The sequence below is a fragment of the Flavobacteriales bacterium genome, assembly GCA_016715895.1.
GTDB lineage: Bacteria > Bacteroidota > Bacteroidia > Flavobacteriales_F > PHOS-HE28 > PHOS-HE28.
In genome coordinates, this window is sequence record JADJXH010000003.1 from 1256227 (window position 1) to 1271766 (window position 15540).

The 15540-nt window shown below is 66.8% G+C and carries 11 protein-coding genes; 5 read left to right on the plus strand and 6 right to left on the minus strand.

Annotated features, from left to right (window positions below):
* The first annotated feature begins 13 nt into the window (after positions 1-13).
* Complete coding sequence (gene priA / locus IPM49_05830; protein ID MBK9274048.1) at positions 14-2464, plus strand: primosomal protein N'; 2451 nt, start codon at positions 14-16, stop codon at positions 2462-2464.
* A gap of 5 nt (positions 2465-2469) precedes the next feature.
* On the opposite strand, the gene IPM49_05835 is transcribed toward priA, so the two are convergent.
* From IPM49_05835 to panB, 4 genes are read right to left on the minus strand one after another with little or no spacing between them, the layout of a single operon-like run.
* Positions 2470-3879, minus strand: coding sequence for a hypothetical protein (locus IPM49_05835; GenBank protein MBK9274049.1), 1410 nt, complete (start codon positions 3877-3879; stop codon positions 2470-2472).
* A gap of 28 nt (positions 3880-3907) precedes the next feature.
* Positions 3908-4507 (minus strand): hypothetical protein, encoded by a 600-nt coding sequence (locus IPM49_05840; protein ID MBK9274050.1) that lies wholly within the window; start codon positions 4505-4507, stop codon positions 3908-3910.
* Between the two features lie 14 nt (positions 4508-4521).
* On the minus strand, positions 4522-5160 hold the full coding sequence (locus IPM49_05845) for an RluA family pseudouridine synthase (protein MBK9274051.1): 639 nt from the start codon (positions 5158-5160) through the stop codon (positions 4522-4524).
* A 13-nt stretch (positions 5161-5173) separates the two neighbouring features.
* The gene (gene panB / locus IPM49_05850; protein MBK9274052.1) at positions 5174-5989 is read right to left on the minus strand and encodes a 3-methyl-2-oxobutanoate hydroxymethyltransferase; all 816 of its coding nucleotides are present in this window, start codon (positions 5987-5989) and stop codon (positions 5174-5176) included.
* A gap of 135 nt (positions 5990-6124) precedes the next feature.
* Between panB and IPM49_05855 the strand changes: the two genes are divergently transcribed.
* The 3 genes from IPM49_05855 to IPM49_05865 all read left to right on the plus strand — a co-directional run bounded on the left by IPM49_05855 (position 6125) and on the right by IPM49_05865 (position 11975).
* Positions 6125-7168 carry a DUF4249 family protein gene (locus IPM49_05855; protein ID MBK9274053.1) on the plus strand — a complete coding sequence of 348 codons (1044 nt, stop codon included), beginning with the start codon at positions 6125-6127 and terminating at the stop codon, positions 7166-7168.
* Between the two features lie 126 nt (positions 7169-7294).
* On the plus strand, positions 7295-9199 hold the full coding sequence (gene dnaK / locus IPM49_05860; GenBank protein MBK9274054.1) for a molecular chaperone DnaK: 1905 nt from the start codon (positions 7295-7297) through the stop codon (positions 9197-9199).
* A 160-nt stretch (positions 9200-9359) separates the two neighbouring features.
* Complete coding sequence (locus IPM49_05865) at positions 9360-11975, plus strand: right-handed parallel beta-helix repeat-containing protein (protein ID MBK9274055.1); 2616 nt, start codon at positions 9360-9362, stop codon at positions 11973-11975.
* A gap of 58 nt (positions 11976-12033) precedes the next feature.
* Here IPM49_05865 and IPM49_05870 read toward each other — a convergent pair whose 3' ends face one another.
* Together IPM49_05870 and IPM49_05875 are read right to left on the minus strand one after the other, a co-directional pair.
* Entirely contained in the window at positions 12034-13659 is a 1626-nt protein-coding gene (locus IPM49_05870; GenBank protein MBK9274056.1) for an aryl-sulfate sulfotransferase, read from the minus strand.
* Between the two features lie 262 nt (positions 13660-13921).
* Positions 13922-14665 carry a hypothetical protein gene (locus IPM49_05875; GenBank protein MBK9274057.1) on the minus strand — a complete coding sequence of 248 codons (744 nt, stop codon included), beginning with the start codon at positions 14663-14665 and terminating at the stop codon, positions 13922-13924.
* 83 nt (positions 14666-14748) lie between these two features.
* Between IPM49_05875 and IPM49_05880 the strand changes: the two genes are divergently transcribed.
* Entirely contained in the window at positions 14749-15207 is a 459-nt protein-coding gene (locus IPM49_05880) for a hypothetical protein (GenBank protein ID MBK9274058.1), read from the plus strand.
* Positions 15208-15540: the final 333 nt, after the last annotated feature.

Below are 15540 nucleotides of genomic sequence, written 5' to 3' on the forward strand. Positions count from 1 at the left end.
AACTTGTGCGCCCATGCCGCGCTTTGCTGATGTCATCCTGCCTGCGGCCGTTCCGGGCGTGTTCACGTACGCCTTGACGGAGGATCTCGGCCCGGTGTTGCCCGGCATGCGCATCGTGGTACCCTTTGGCGCAGGGCGGAAGCTCTACGGCGGCTTGGTGACGCGGGTGCATGACGTCCGGCCCGAGGGACGGAACGTTCGCCCTGCGCTCAGTGTGCTCGACACCGCGCCGGTGCTGGCCCCGGTACACCTGCAGCTCTGGCAGCGCGTGGCCGATCACTACCTGTGCTCGATGGGTGAGGTGATGCTCGCCGCCCTGCCCGGCCCGATGGTGCTGACGAGCGAAACGCGGGTGACGGCCACGGCCCTCACGGCCGAGCATTCGGCCCGGACACCGAGGGCGGCCCTGTTGCTGGATGCGCTCGAGCAGCGGCCCGCGATCACCTTGGGCGAAGCAGGCGAACTGCTTCAGGTGAAGGATCCGATCCGCGCCATGAAGCAGTTGCTCGACGAAGGGGCCGTGGCGCTGGAGGAGGAGCTGCGGTCGCGCCCTGTGGAACGTCTGGTACGTCATGTGGAACTGGCGCCGGAGGCCGGTGACGAGGCCGCGCTGCACGGCTGGTTCGACCGGCTTGCACGAGCCCCCAGGCAGTTGGCGCTGCTGATGAAGGGCATCGAGCTGGGTCGCTGGCTGGACAACGGGGGCGGGCCTGTGGCCGAAGCGCGCCTGCTGAAGGCCGCCGGCGCCGAACGGAAACACGTGGAGGAATTGGTGCGCAAGGGTCTGTTCACCGTGACCGAACGGCCGGCGGACCGCCCACCGGCACGACCGGGGAGCGGCTCCCCCACCCTCTCGCCGGCCCAGGCCACCTGCCTGGCGGAGATCGACGCCGCCTTGCGCGACCATCGCTGCTGCCTGCTCCAGGGGGTCACCGGCTCGGGCAAGACCGAGGTGTACGCGCATCTCATCGAACGTGCCGTCGACCAGGGCGGCCAGGTGCTGTACCTGCTGCCGGAGATCGCGCTCACCACCCAGCTCATCGCCCGGCTCCGCGCGCGCTTCGGCGATCGCGTCAGCGTGTTCCACAGCCGCCTCAGCGCCCGCCAGCGTGCCGATCTGTGGAGCGGCATCCACCGCGATCCGTCGGCGCATCTCATCGTGGTGGGCGCGCGTTCGGCGCTCTTCCTTCCCTTCCATCACCTGCGGCTGATCATCGTGGACGAGGAGCACGACCCGTCCTACAAGCAGCAGGACCCCTCGCCGCGCTACAATGCCCGGGACATGGCCCTGGTGCTCGGCGAGCTCATGAACGCGCCCGTGGTGCTGGGCTCCGCCACCCCGTCCATGGAGACGATGTACAACGCACGACAGGGGAAGTACGGCCACACCCGATTGCTCGAACGCTTCGGCGACAGCGTGCTGCCCAGCGTGGAGCTGATCGACCTGCGTGAGGCCCACAAGCGCAAACGCATGCAGGGGCACTTCACGCCCGAACTGCTGGAGGCCGTGCAGCGCACCGTGGAGCGGCGCGATCAGGTGATCCTGTTCCAGAACAGGCGCGGCTACGCCCCGGTGTGGCAGTGCGAGCAATGTGCGCACGTGCCGAACTGCGCGCATTGTGACGTGAGCCTCACCTACCACAAGCGGAGCCACGAACTCCGTTGCCACTATTGCGGCCGGGGCTACCCACCCCCCACGGCCTGCCCGTCGTGTGGCAGCCGCAGGCTGAAGATGATCGGCCTCGGCACCGAGCGCATCGAGGAGGAGCTGGCCGTGGCCCTGCCCGAGGTGCGTGTGGCCCGGCTCGACCAGGACACCGCACGCGGCAAGAACGCCGTCGAGCGGCTCATGCACGACTTCGCGGAAGGGCGGATCGACGTGCTCGTCGGCACCCAGATGGTGACCAAGGGGCTCGACATGGAGCGGGTGAACACCGTGGGCATCCTCAGCGCCGACCGATTGCTCCGCTTTCCTGACTTCCGCGCGCATGAACGGGCCTTCCAGCTCATGGGCCAGGTGGCGGGCCGCAGCGGCCGACGCGGTGTGCAGGGGAGGGTGCTCATCCAGGCGTTCGATGTGGCCCATCCCGTGCTCGGGCACGTGCTCACCCACGATGTCGACGGCTTCTACGCCCGCGAACTGGGCCATCGCCAGGCCCATGGCTACCCGCCCTTCTCCCGACTGGTGCGCTTCACCCTGAAGCACCGTTCCGAGGAGCGGGTGGAACAGGCCGCGCGTACGCTGGTGGACCTGCTTCGTCCCGACCTGGGTGATCGGGTCCTGGGGCCGGAGACGCCGGCGGTGGCCTGGGTGCGGGACCAGCACATCCGGAACGTGCTGGTGAAACTGGCCCGCGGGGCCTATGCCCGCGAAAAGGAACGCGTACGCACCGCCTTGGAGCGCCTGTCGGACGCACTGCCGCAAGGACGGGTGCGGCTGATCGTGGATGTGGACCCGGCCTGATCCGATCAGGGCGTCCGCAGGAACCGGTGCACCGAACGGCGGCGCCCATCGGCGATGGTGAGCACATAGAGCCCCGCCGGCAGGGCGGAAACATCCACCGCACCCGGACCGTCCAACCGCCCCCTGGAGACCACCGCGCCCCGCTGATCATGGGCCGACCAGCTCAAGGGCCCACCGAACGGGTGCACCAGATGGAGCGTCCCCGAGGTCGCCGTGGGCATCACTTCCCAGCCACGTTCTGCCAGCTCCGGCACGTCTGTCCAGGCGCACTCGGCCTGCAGGTCCATCAACCAGGCGCGCACGGCGAGCAGTGCGGGGAAGGCGCACGCCCCATGATCCAGGGCACCCATGTCCACCGCGCTCACCTCCTGCGCACCGGCGAGCTGGAAGGACTGAAGGGCCACCTGCGTGTTGCCGGCGAACACATGATCGTCCGCGTTGCAGTAGTGCATGCGCACCGGCGCCTGGGGCACCCAGCCGTAGAGGTCGTTGTCCGCCAGGGCCAGCCGGAACGGATGCTGCGGATCGGTGGCGAACGCCTGAAGCACGCTGTCCTGCAGGACCGTGCTGGGCACGGACGGCATCACCGCGTCCACATCACCGCTGCCGTGCGTGCCGTCGAACAGGGGCGGGAGCAGCGTGTCCCACGGTGCCTTGAACACTTCCGAAGGGCTGTTGAAGAGCCCGGGGTACACGGATCCGTAGGCAAGCACCACATAGGGCAGATAGTAGGGTGCCGGATAGGGCACGGTGTCCACCATCACCTGGGCCTGGACCCCGCTCACATCATAGGGCCCGGAACAGGGCGCGCTGGCCGTGACGGTGAACTCCGTGGCGAACTGCTGTTCGATGGCGCGGTGGGTGGCCATGCACGCATGCCCGCCCTGGCTGTAGCCGGTGAGGAAGAGCTGGCCGTTGAGCAGAACGCCCTGCGCATCGCACCACTCACGCACCGCACGCAACAGGTCGATGGAGGCGCTGGCCTCGGTGGCGGCGTGCACATACGGATGCAGCCCCGGCGAATCGCCCAACCCCAGATAGTCGGGCAGCGCGCTCACGAAGCCGATGCCGCTCAGGTAATACCCCACCAGGGCCTCCTGACTGAGGCGCGAGGGCACCGCCTCTTTTTCCAGGATGGTGCCGTGCATGTAGCACGCGATCGAGTGGTAGCAGGTGTCATCGGTGGGCACCATCATGGCCCCCGAGGCCACGATGGGCTGGCCATCCGCGTCGGTTGACCAGTACTTCAACCGGTACACATCGACCCCGTTGATCGCGTTGCCCACGCCGGTGTCGATCAGCTCCTGTTGGGTGAAGGTGAGCAGCAGCGAATCGCTGATCAGCACCTGGGCATGATGCGCCAGGGGCATGCCGCACAGGGCGATGCCGGCGGCAAGGTGGATGTGGAAGCGCATGGGCTGAAGATAGCCCGATGCTCCGGACTCAGTGCTGCACCGTGAAACGCCCCGCGTGCACGCGTCCGCCGTAGGTGGCCCGGTAGTGATGGATGCCGGCTGACCACGCACGCACGTCGAGCTCCGCGCGATCGCCGCGCACGCCCAGGGAGGCGATCAAGGGCCGGCCCGCCTGATCGTACACGTCGAGCACCCCATCGGCGGTGCCGGCCTCGCGGAACAACAGCACCACGCGTTCATGTGCCGGTGAGGGGAACGCGAGATGCGCGCGCGCCGTCAGCCGCTCGAAGCGGACCTCCAGCGTGGACGAGTACCCCTGTGCGCCCAACTTCAGGCGATAGGCGAGCGTGGACAGTTCCGGTGGCGCGGCATCGGTCCAGTCATAGGCCACCGCCGCGTTCACATCGCCGCACAACCCGGAGATCCCACCGACCTGCTGCCAGGCACCGCCGTTCACCGCACGTTCCACCTGGGTCCCATCACAGGTGGTGCCCGCCACCATCGTCCACTCCAGCAGCACTTGCTCCTCACGCACGGTGGCGGTGAACGCCGAGAGGAAGGGATGCTCCTGGCCCACGGCGAAGGTGAAGGGCAGCAGGACGGGGAGGAACGCGAACATGAGGCGCATCGCCGACTGAACGTTCAGGCCGTTGGAATAGTGCGCCACGGGTCCCAGGTGGGCGTACCGGGCACGGGGGCCTCCACGTGCAGCGCCTCCCCAGTGAAGGGGTGCCGCAGGGCGATCGACCGCGCGTGCAGGGCGATGGAGCGGTCGCGCTCCCCGCGCCGCGCACCATACTTCACATCGCCCTTGATGGGATGCCCGGCGGCGGCGAGCTGTGCGCGGATCTGATGGAAGGCTCCTCCCAGGGGCCGCACCTCCACCAGGGTGTAGCGATCACCCCGCATCAGGGGCCGCAGCTCGAGCGATACCGGCACGCCGCGGTCCGAGACGCGGGCCCGGCGCGCCTTCGTGTCGTGGAGCAGGGTGTGCTCAAGCGTCAGGTCGCCGTCCACGGCACCGGTCACCACGGCCAGGTAGGTCTTCTGAACGGCCCGCTCCTGGAAGAGCCGGTTCAGCGCCTGAAGCGCTTCGGTCGTCCGGCTGAACAGCACCACCCCGCTCACGGGGCGGTCAAGCCGGTGCGGCAGGCCGATGGCCTCGCCGGGATGGATCGCCCGCAACGCGCACAGCAGATCGGGTGTGCCGGTGGGGTCGGGTTGCACGGGCATGCCTGCAGGCTTGTGCACGGCCAGCAGCCGGGCATCGGACCAGAGCACGCGGGGCCCGGGCTCAGTACTGCTCGTCGGCGCTGGGGAAGTCACGCGAGCGCACATCGATGAGGTAGCGCCCCACCGCATCGGTGATGACGCTGTGCAGGTCGGCGTAGCGCCGGAGGAACCGGGGGTTGAAGGCCTTGTTGATCCCCAGCATGTCGTGGAGCACCAGCACCTGTCCATCCACGCCGCCGCCGGCACCGATGCCGATCACCGGAATGGACACACTGCGGGCCACCTCGGCCGCCAGGGCCGCGGGGATCTTCTCCAGCACGATGGCGAAGCAGCCCGCCTGCTCCAGCATGCGGGCATCCTCGCGCAGGCGCTGGGCCTCGGCCTCCTCCTTGGCGCGCACCACGTAGGTGCCGAACTTGTAGATGCTCTGCGGCGTGAGCCCCAGATGACCCATCACCGGGATGCCGGCGGTGAGGATGCGCTCGATGCTGGCGATGACCTCGCGGCCACCTTCCAGCTTCACGGCGTGGGCACCGCTCTCCTTCATGATGCGGATGGCGCTGTTGAGCGCACCCTTGCTGTTGCCCTGATAGGTGCCGAAAGGCAGGTCCACCACGATGAGGGCGCGCTGGCAGCCCCGCACCACACTGCTGGCGTGGTAGATCATCTGGTCCAGCGTGATGGGCAGGGTGGTCTCATGACCCGCCATCACGTTGCTGGCGCTGTCGCCCACGAGGATCACATCGATGCCGGCGGCGTCCACCAGGCTCGCCAGGCTGAAGTCGTAGGCCGTCAGCATGGCGATGGGCTGGCCCTTGGCCTTCATCTCCTGCAGCACATGGGTGGTCACGCGCCGGGCATCCTTCGGTTCGCTCATGGCCTGGGCCCCGCCTGTTGGCGGAGGGCGCCAAAGCTAGGGCCGCCCTGCCGAAGGATGGGCCGCAGCGTCCGCTCCCCGTTCATCACGCCACCGCTGCGGGCGGCCAGCTATCTTTGGCGCCCTTCCACGCCCATGGCCCGCCGCACCATCGCCCTTCTGCTCTTCCCCGCCGTGTTCGCCGCCTGCAGCACCGACCTGGAGGTGAGCGCTCCGTACAAGGACATCACCGTGGTGTACGGTGTGCTGTCGACCCGGGCCGCCGACGGCACAAGCGACGAGACACGCCACTACGTGAAGATCAACAAGGCCTTCCTGGGCGAGGGCGATGCCCTGGTATACGCGCAGATCGCCGACAGCACCGAGTACGACGACCCCGACTTCCAGGTGGCCCCGCGCGTGGTGGACCTGGACAACAACGCGGAGTTCCTGCTGAACGATACGATGATGCCGCGGGAGCCGGGGGTGTTCAACTCGCCCCTGCACAAGGTGTACTACTTCGACGCCACGCTCGATCCCGAGCACACGTACGCCGTGCGCATGAAGGTGCGCGGCAACGAGGTCAGCGCAGAGACGCCGATCGTGAACCCGCCGGCCTACCAGTCCGGTTTCCTGCAGACCAACAGCAACAGCAAGCTGAACTTGATGCTGGGCAACCAGTACAACACGGTGGACATGGATTTCCGCAGCGGGCGGGACGCGCGGCGCTATGACGTGAGCTACCGCGTGCGGTACGCCGAGGACCGGTCGGGCGTGCTCACCGAGGAGTCGTACACGGTGTTCCTGGGCTCGGTGCGCACCAACGGGCTCAATGGTGGGGAGGAGCTTCAGGTGGCCATCAGCGGCGAGGCGTTCTACCAGAACATGGCGACCGTGATGGAGAACGACCCCTCCATCACCCGGCGGATCTACCGGGGCCTGGACATCCTGTTCGCCGCCGCCAGCGACGAGTTCGCCACCTACCTCACCCTGGCCCAGCCGGTGAGCGGCATCGTGGAGGAGCGCCCCGAGTACACCAACATCACCAACGGCTACGGGCTGTTCGCCGGTCGTCACTTCCAAACGGCCGTGGGCGTGAAGCTCGGTGATGCCTCCCTGGTGCAACTGGTGGACGGCCCCTACACGGCCCCGTTCAACTTCTGCATCGAGGGGAACGGTCCACCCCTGGGCTGCGACTGACGATCTGTCCTTCTGTCAGGTCCTTTTCGGTCGGCCCTGCGGCCGGGTGCACCACCTTGTCAGCTTTCCGGGGCCTCGGCGCCATGGCATGCGCATTGACGAGCGGGTTCGAACGAACCAACGACCATGAGCAAGATCATCGGCATCGACCTGGGCACCACCAACAGCTGTGTGGCGGTGATGGAAGGCAACGAACCCGTGGTGATCGCCAACAGCGAAGGCAAGCGCACCACCCCCAGTGTGGTGGCCTTCGTGGAGGGCGGTGAACGCAAGGTGGGCGACCCGGCCAAGCGCCAGGCGATCACCAACCCGCGGAACACCATCTTCTCCATCAAGCGCTTCATGGGCAACTCGTACGACGAGAGCTCCAAGGAGGCCTCGCGTGTGCCCTACACCGTGGAACGCGGACCGAACAACACGCCGCGCGTGCAGATCGGCGACCGCCAGTACACCCCGCAGGAGATCAGTGCCATGATCCTGCAGAAGATGAAGAAGACCGCCGAGGATTACCTCGGCACCACGGTGAGCGAGGCGGTGATCACCGTGCCGGCCTACTTCAACGACGCCCAGCGCCAGGCCACCAAGGAGGCGGGCGAGATCGCGGGCCTCAAGGTGCGCCGCATCATCAACGAACCGACGGCCGCGGCGCTCGCCTACGGCCTCGACAAGAAGCACAAGGACCAGAAGATCGTGGTCTTCGACTGCGGTGGCGGCACCCACGATGTGAGCGTGCTGGAGCTGGGCGACGGTGTGTTCGAGGTGAAGAGCACCGACGGTGACACCCACCTGGGCGGCGACGATTTCGACCAGGTGATCATCGACTGGCTGGCCGAGGAGTTCAAGGGCCAGTTCAACATCGACCTGCGCAAGGACCCCATGGCCCTGCAGCGCCTGAAGGAGGCTGCCGAGAAGGCCAAGATCGAGCTCAGCTCCACGACGAGCAGCGAGATCAACCTGCCCTACATCATGCCGGTGGACGGCATCCCGCAGCACCTGGTGCGCAGCCTCACCCGCGCCAAGTTCGAGCAGCTCGCCGACAGCCTCATCAAGCGCACCATCGCCCCCTGCGAGAGCGCGTTGAAGAACGCCGGCCTCAAGACCACCGACATCGACGAGGTGATCCTGGTGGGCGGCAGCACCCGCATCCCGGCCATCCAGGAGGCGGTGAAGAAGTTCTTCGGCAAGGAGCCCAGCAAGGGGGTGAACCCGGACGAAGTGGTGGCCGTTGGCGCCGCGATCCAGGGCGGCGTGCTCGCCGGTGATGTGAAGGATGTGCTGCTGCTCGACGTGACCCCGCTGAGCCTCGGCATCGAGACCATGGGCGGTGTGATGACGCGCCTGATCGAGTCCAACACGACGATCCCCACCAAGAAGAGCGAGACCTTCAGCACCGCGAGCGACAGCCAGCCCAGTGTGGAGATCCATGTGCTGCAGGGCGAGCGTCCCATGGCCAGCGGCAACCGCACCATCGGCCGCTTCCACCTCGACGGCATCCCGCCCGCACCGCGCGGCGTGCCCCAGGTCGAGGTCACCTTCGACATCGATGCCAACGGGATCCTGCACGTGAGCGCCAAGGACAAGGCCACGGGCAAGGAGCAGAGCATCCGCATCGAGGCCAGCAGCGGCCTCAGCAAGGACGAGATCGAGAAGATGAAGAAGGAGGCCGAGGCCAACGCCGATGCCGACAAGGCCGCACGCGAGCGCGTGGACAAGCTCAACGCCGCCGACAGCCTCATCTTCCAGACCGAGAAGAGCCTGAAGGAGTACGGCGACAAGATCCCGGCCGAGAAGAAACAGCCCATCGAGGATGCCCTCACCCGCCTGAAGGACGCGCACAAGGCCCAGGACGTGGACGCCTGCGACAAGCTGGTGGCCGAGCTGAACACCGCCTTCCAGGCCGCGAGCCAGGAGATGTACAACGCGGCCCAGCAGGCCCAGGCCAACGGCAATGCCCAGGGAGGCACCACGGCCGCTGACGGCAACGCCGAGGTCACCGATGTGGACTTCGAGGAAGTGAAGGACGGCAAGTAAGGTCAAGGGCCCGGACGCACCGGACCCTGCGCTCTCCGCCCGGCCACACACGGACCAAGCCCCGCGATGATCATCGCGGGGCTCGGTCGTTCCATCCCGCCGCATCGGGCGCGCCCTGCCTTTTCGTTATTTCGCTCCTGTCCTTCAACCCGGACCGACCATGCGACGCGCATCACGCCATCTCCACCACGCCACCGCGGGTTACCACACAACGAGTACGACGCGCATCGCGAACGGGCTCCCTGCGCTGCTCCTGGCCGGCCTGTTCGCGTTCCTTGCCGTGGGCGTGATCCAGGCCCAGGTCATCACCACCGGCAGCCTGGCACCTTACAACGGCGGGAACGGAGTGAGCGGCAACGGCGTGATCACCTTCGGGGTGACGAACAACTCCGGCGGCGACATCCTGCTCACGGACCTGGAGTCGTACTGGCAGACCGCGTCCAACGGTGCGAACACCACGCTCTGGGCCACGACCGTCACCCTGGGCGGCCCCTACTTCCCCTTTGTCGCCACCGATTGGACGGTGATCGGCACCGGCACCAACCTGTCCGTGCCCGCCAACGGCATCCACCCGACGATCACGGGCATGACCTACCTGATCCCCGACGGGGGCACGGTGCGCTTCCTGTTGGAGTCCGACCAGAACATCCGGTACAGCGGCACCGGCACCATCAGCCCCAACACCTTTACGGTGGGCGGCATCTCGCTCCATTGCGGGGACTTCACCCTGCCGGGCGCCACCGGCATCGTGGGCTACGGTGGCCTCTTCACCAACGGCGGCAACAACCCGCGCTACTTCACCGGCACGCTCACCTTCCTGCCGGCGACGCCGTGCACCGGAACACCGGTCGCGGGCACCATCGCCGGGCCCTCGTTCGTGTGCGAGAACGGTACGGCCGACCTGGTGGTGAACGGCTCCACCGTGGGTGCGGGCATCACGCGTGACTGGTACAGCAGCACCACGTCCGGCGGGCCCTACACCACCTTCGTGGGCTCGGGCACCACCGTGAACACCGGCCCCGTCACCATGGACACGTACTATGTCTGCACGGTGACCTGCACCACCTCCGGCCAGGCCGCCACCACCGCCGAGTTCCACCTGCCGGTGACACCGGGGGTCTCCGGCTCCTACACCATCAACGACGACGGCACCGGCGACCTGCTGAACTTCTCGGAGGCCGCGGCGCTGTTGAGCTGCGGTGTCAGCGGACCGGTGGTCTTCAACGTGGCGGCAGGCAGCGGGCCCTACGCGGACCGCCTGGTGCTGGGCGAGATCCTCGGTGCCAGCGCCACCAACACGATCACCTTCAACGCCAATGACGTCATCCTGGTGCATGCGCCGACTGTGAGCGCCGACCGCGCGGCGGTCCTGCTGAACGGCGCCGACCATGTGACCATCGAGGACCTGATCATCGACGTCGCCGGCGGCACCTTCGGATACGGGGTGCACCTGACGAACCAGGCCGATCACAACACCATCCGGGGCTGCCGGATCTTCAATCCCGACAACACCACCTCCTCCAACTACGGGGGCATCGTGGCCTCGGCCTCGCTGATCAATGCGACCACCGCCGGCAACAATGCGAACCACACCATCATCGAGGACAACGTGATCCTGGGCTGCAGCGGCGCCTACAAGCTGCGCCTCAATGGCGCCTCGGCCACCGCACGCGCGGTGGGCAACGTGGTGCGCAACAACCAGTTCCGCAACGGATACAACTACCAGGTGTACCTGAACTTCCAGGACAGCGCCCTGGTGCAGGGCAACGAGATCAGCCGGCCGGGGCTCACCAGCACCACCACGTTCTATGGCATCTACGTGAACAACAGCGTGCGCACCACCGTGGACGGCAACGTGGTGAACAATGTGGGCGGCACCGGTACGGCCTACCTCTACTACATCACCGCATCGGACCCCGTACCGGGCCAGGAGAACACCTTCCAGAACAACGTCGCCTTCAGGCTGAACAACACGGGCACGAACTACGGCATGTACAACAGCAGCAGCAACAACACCCGCTATTACCACAACAGCCTGCTGCTCGACGACCAGAACACCACCACGGGCGTCACCTACGGCTTCTACCAGACCACGCTGGCCACCGGACTGGAGTACCGCAACAACATCGTGAAGATCAGCCGCACGGGCACGGGCACCAAGCGCTGCATGCACTTCGCCACGGCCACCTCCGTGTTCACCAGCGACAACAACGTGCTGGTGATGGCCTCCACCGGTGGCACCACGAACCAGGTGGGCTACCTGTCCACGGGCTACGCCACCCTGGCCAACTGGCAGGCCGCGGGCTATGATCCCAACTCCTCCAGCGCCGACCCGCTCTTCGTGAGCAACACCGACCTCACCCCGATGAACGTGGCGATCAACGACATCGGCGATCCCGGCATCGGCGCGCTGGTCCCGCTCGACTACAACGGAACGCCCCGACCGCTGGGTATCGCTCCCGATCCGGGGGCCATCGAGTTCGGCATGGGCACTGACGTACCCTCTGTCGCACCCACGCCATCGGAGTGGTCGGTCAACCCCAACCCCGCGACCGATCAGGCCACCCTGCGTTCGCGGGAAGGGCACACGGGCGAGTGGACCTTGATGGACCTGGGCGGAAGGGTCGTGCTGCGCGGCGCGGTCATCGGGGAGGTGGACATCCCGGTCGGGGGCCTATCCACCGGCACCTATGTGCTCGATGTGCGCGATGGGGCCACGTTCACGCGCATGCCGCTGGTGGTGGCCCATGCGATGGGTCAGCCGGGTACGCGCTGAGCCGGGCCACCACGGCGACGCGGGATGACCGATGGGTGATCCGGTGACGTTCACCTTGTTACGGCTCCACCAGCGCGAAGCGCACGGGGCGGGCACCGGTGCTCAGGGGGACCAGGGTGTAGGTCCCCGGACGCAGATGGGCCGTGCGGAGTTCGTTGCGGCCCGCGACGAGCTGTTCACGGGCGACCGTGCGGCCGGTGGCATCGACAACGAGCGCGTGCATGGCACCGGCGACCTCGACCGCCAGGCGCGCCCCATCGGCCACGATCACCAGCGGCCGCCCATCCGTCGCCGGCTGCGTGGTGCCCACGTTCAGCACACAGAACTGCACATTGGGCTGCGTCTCGATATGGCCGATCGGGTCAAGCACCTGTCCTTGCAGTCGGGGATCGTTCGGTCCGATCCACTCGGCCTGAAAGATGATCGTGTTGGACTGCAGCACGGTGCCCTGATCCACCGGGATGCCGTCCTGCATGGGCACCACATAGGACCAGGCCTGCGTGCTGTCCGGCTGCAACTGAACCATCCACCCTTGGCGGCCCGACGCGGCGAGGACATTGCCGTTGGGCAGCTTCTGCCCGCTTCCCTGACCCGGGGAGTACAGGTCGGGTGGGTTGGCGGTCATGTACCGCGTGTCTCGGTCCAGCGGACCGAAGGCCGTGCCTGGCACATAGGTGTAGTTGCCGTTGGCGTCCACCGGCGGGGTGAAGATGTCCACCGCGCTGAAATCGGGGCCCACACGATTGTTGAACACCATGATCTTGCCGACATCCGGGTCGTTGGGGTCCAGTCCAGGCCCCACCCAGGTGGCCGCATGGTTGAAGTAGAGGTCGCGGTCGGCCGGCCCCCCCTGGTCGTAGATGCCCGGGTTCCCCCAGCGATACAGCAGATCCCCTCCACGGCCCGAATTGCCCCCTGTATGGCCGGCGGCCTCCAGGGTGGTGGTGCTGTGATCGATCACCCAGACCTCATGAAGGAACGGCACACTGAGGAGGATCTGGTCCAGCGCAGGGTTGTAGTCCACGGAATTGATGTGCAGCCAGTCCGGGTTGATGTTCTGTGTGTACACGGCATTGATGTCGACGAGCTCGGGATGCTCGGCCACCACACCGTGGTTGGCCGCGTTCGGGTTGAAGTCCTGCACCAGATGATCCCACACGTGCCACTCCCACACCACGTGGGCGGAATCGGGGCCGATCGGCTCCAGCTCCACGATCTTCTCCGGCCAAAGGGTGGAGAACCCGTAGCCCACCGTATCGCGCCCCGCATCCCACGCCTCCTGCGCGGTCTTCAGTTCCCACACGATGGCGAGCATGTTCCCGTTGGGCATCAGCTCCACATCGTGGTGCATGCACTCTGTGGCCGAGCTGATGGTGTGGTCCCACAGCACGGTGTTGTCCCAGGCCTTCAATTGCAGGTGCTCACCATTGCCCCCCGCCGTGAAGAACGGATTGCCGCCCGCCTCATCCACATAGGTCCGCAGCAAGGTGCCGTTGGCGCCCAAGCGGACGGAGTTGCCGGGCACCGACACGGTATCCGGCCAACTGTGCACCAACTGGCCACAGGCGTTCACCAGGAACACCGTCCCCTGCTGGTCGGGGAAGAACAGGAAATAGCCGTCGACCATGTCGGGATCGTAGTGGATGAGGCCCACCGTGTTCTGACCGGCGAGACGATCCGTCACGAGAAGACAAGACAACGCGATGAGGCAGTGGTGCGGAAAGGATCCGATGGTACACATGATGCTGGAGCTTCGGCGGTCCAAAGTACCGCAGGTGCTCCGAACACCCGAAGCCCGAACGCGTTCAGGAGCGGGAACTCGGACCGGCTTTCGGCCTCGATCCCCGTGGCGCTCACATCACATCGTTCGGCATCGCACCGTACGATGCACCGGAAGGGGCGACCGGGTGATCGCGGTGCTCGTGGATCTCCCGTTCGTCGCGCGTTCAGCGCACGGCGTGCACCTTGCCATCCACGTACTCCTCGGTGCGCACCGTGCTGCCATCCGGTCCGTGATAGGTCCAGGTGCCGATGCGCTGCGTGTCCATGCGCTGGGGGTTGTAGCGGGCGCGCCCCTCGCACCGCACGAGGCCTCCGGGGTGATACTCGCGCTGCAGGAATTCCACCTTCCGTTTGTCCACCAGTTCGAGCGTGCTGATGGGCGAGCCGTCCGAGGCGAACAGGTCCATGCGCTCGTAGTAGGCCCCGCTCTTGTGCTTCTCCTCGGCGTACCGGAGCTGGCCGTTGCGGTAGTGCTCCTCATACTGCAGCGCCACGCCGTCCACGAAGCGGGTCTCCGTGGCGGGCTGCCCGTTGGCGTGGAAGGTGCGCAGCACGGCGCGAAGGGCGTCCACGCTGCGGAACTCGCGCTCCAGCGTACCGTCCGGATGGTGGTTCTTGTACAGGGTGAGCCTGCCGTCCACATAGTACCCTTTATGCTTCAGGGCCCCGCCCGGATGCTGATCCTCCACCCAGCCGATGCAGGGGTGTCCGTTGCACAGGCGCACCGAGTCACCACCGGTGATGGGATTGAAGACCTCGTACGCGTCGATCACGGCGGCAGGGTCCTCGAGGAGGGCGGGATCCATGGGGAACGCATCGGCGGCCATCAGGGCCAGGTCGTCCTGCGCCTTGATGGACATGGAAAGAAGGGGAAGGATGATGAAGAGGAAGGTGGTCCGGAGCTGCATGGCCCTGCTACGCACAGGGTGCGGCCGCGGTTGCGGATCGCCGATCCTCCTAACTTGGGCTCCCTACCCAACCCCCACCGACCATGATGATCCGTACCCTGTCACTCGTCTGCCTGTTCATCGGCCTGCAGGGCCCGCTGTTCGCCCAGGACCCCGTGCTCCCATCACGCACGCCTGCGGACTATGCCGAGGCGGACCTCGCCCGCCTGGCGACCATGTTCCAGATGCGACCCGAACAGATCGAGGACTGCCGGCGCATTCTGGTGGCGCACGAGACGGCGCTGTTCGAGCAGCGCGAGGCCCTGCGCCGGGAGATCGCCCAGCTGGACCAGCAGTATGCCCGGACCCTCCAAGATGCCGCCCGGGCCATGGATGAGGACCAGGCGAGCCGGTTCAAGCGGGCCGTGAAGGCCGGTGAGCTCCCCATCACCTGGGAGGTGGCCACGCCCGGAAGCACCCGGATGGCCACCAAGGAGCCGAGCAAGCCGGCAGGCAAGGAGAAGCCCACCAAGCCGGCCTCCTCCACCACCTTGTCGCGTTGACCCCGCCGTTGCCGGTCCCGCAGGAGGCAGCTCCCGGGAGCACATCGGCGCGGCCGTTGTCCCGCGTGGCGCGGGCTACGCAGACCACGTAATGGGTTGCCTCCTGTTGAAAACTATTTTTCCCTTGCGTTGCATTGACGATCGGAATAGTATTGACGACCCACAACCCCAACCGTTCAACCCTCAACCACCCAAACCGCGCTTGACGAAGGGTTCGCCGGGCGGAACGATCAGCCCTCACGGACCTCACTGAACGACATCACCACCCACCCGACCGGCATCGGGGCCCACCGGCCCCGCCGCCTGACGACCCAAGGATCTTCATTAACCAAA

Coding starts and splice junctions, on each gene's coding strand:
- priA (MBK9274048.1), top strand. CDS start 14: ATGCCGCGCTTTGCTGATGTCATCCTGCCTGCGGCCGTTCCGGGCGTG.
- IPM49_05835 (MBK9274049.1), bottom strand. CDS start 3,879: ATGCGCTTCCACATCCACCTTGCCGCCGGCATCGCCCTGTGCGGCATG.
- IPM49_05840 (MBK9274050.1), bottom strand. CDS start 4,507: ATGCGCCTCATGTTCGCGTTCCTCCCCGTCCTGCTGCCCTTCACCTTC.
- panB (MBK9274052.1), bottom strand. CDS start 5,989: ATGAGCGAACCGAAGGATGCCCGGCGCGTGACCACCCATGTGCTGCAG.
- IPM49_05855 (MBK9274053.1), top strand. CDS start 6,125: ATGGCCCGCCGCACCATCGCCCTTCTGCTCTTCCCCGCCGTGTTCGCC.
- dnaK (MBK9274054.1), top strand. CDS start 7,295: ATGAGCAAGATCATCGGCATCGACCTGGGCACCACCAACAGCTGTGTG.
- IPM49_05865 (MBK9274055.1), top strand. CDS start 9,360: ATGCGACGCGCATCACGCCATCTCCACCACGCCACCGCGGGTTACCAC.
- IPM49_05875 (MBK9274057.1), bottom strand. CDS start 14,665: ATGCAGCTCCGGACCACCTTCCTCTTCATCATCCTTCCCCTTCTTTCC.
- IPM49_05880 (MBK9274058.1), top strand. CDS start 14,749: ATGATGATCCGTACCCTGTCACTCGTCTGCCTGTTCATCGGCCTGCAG.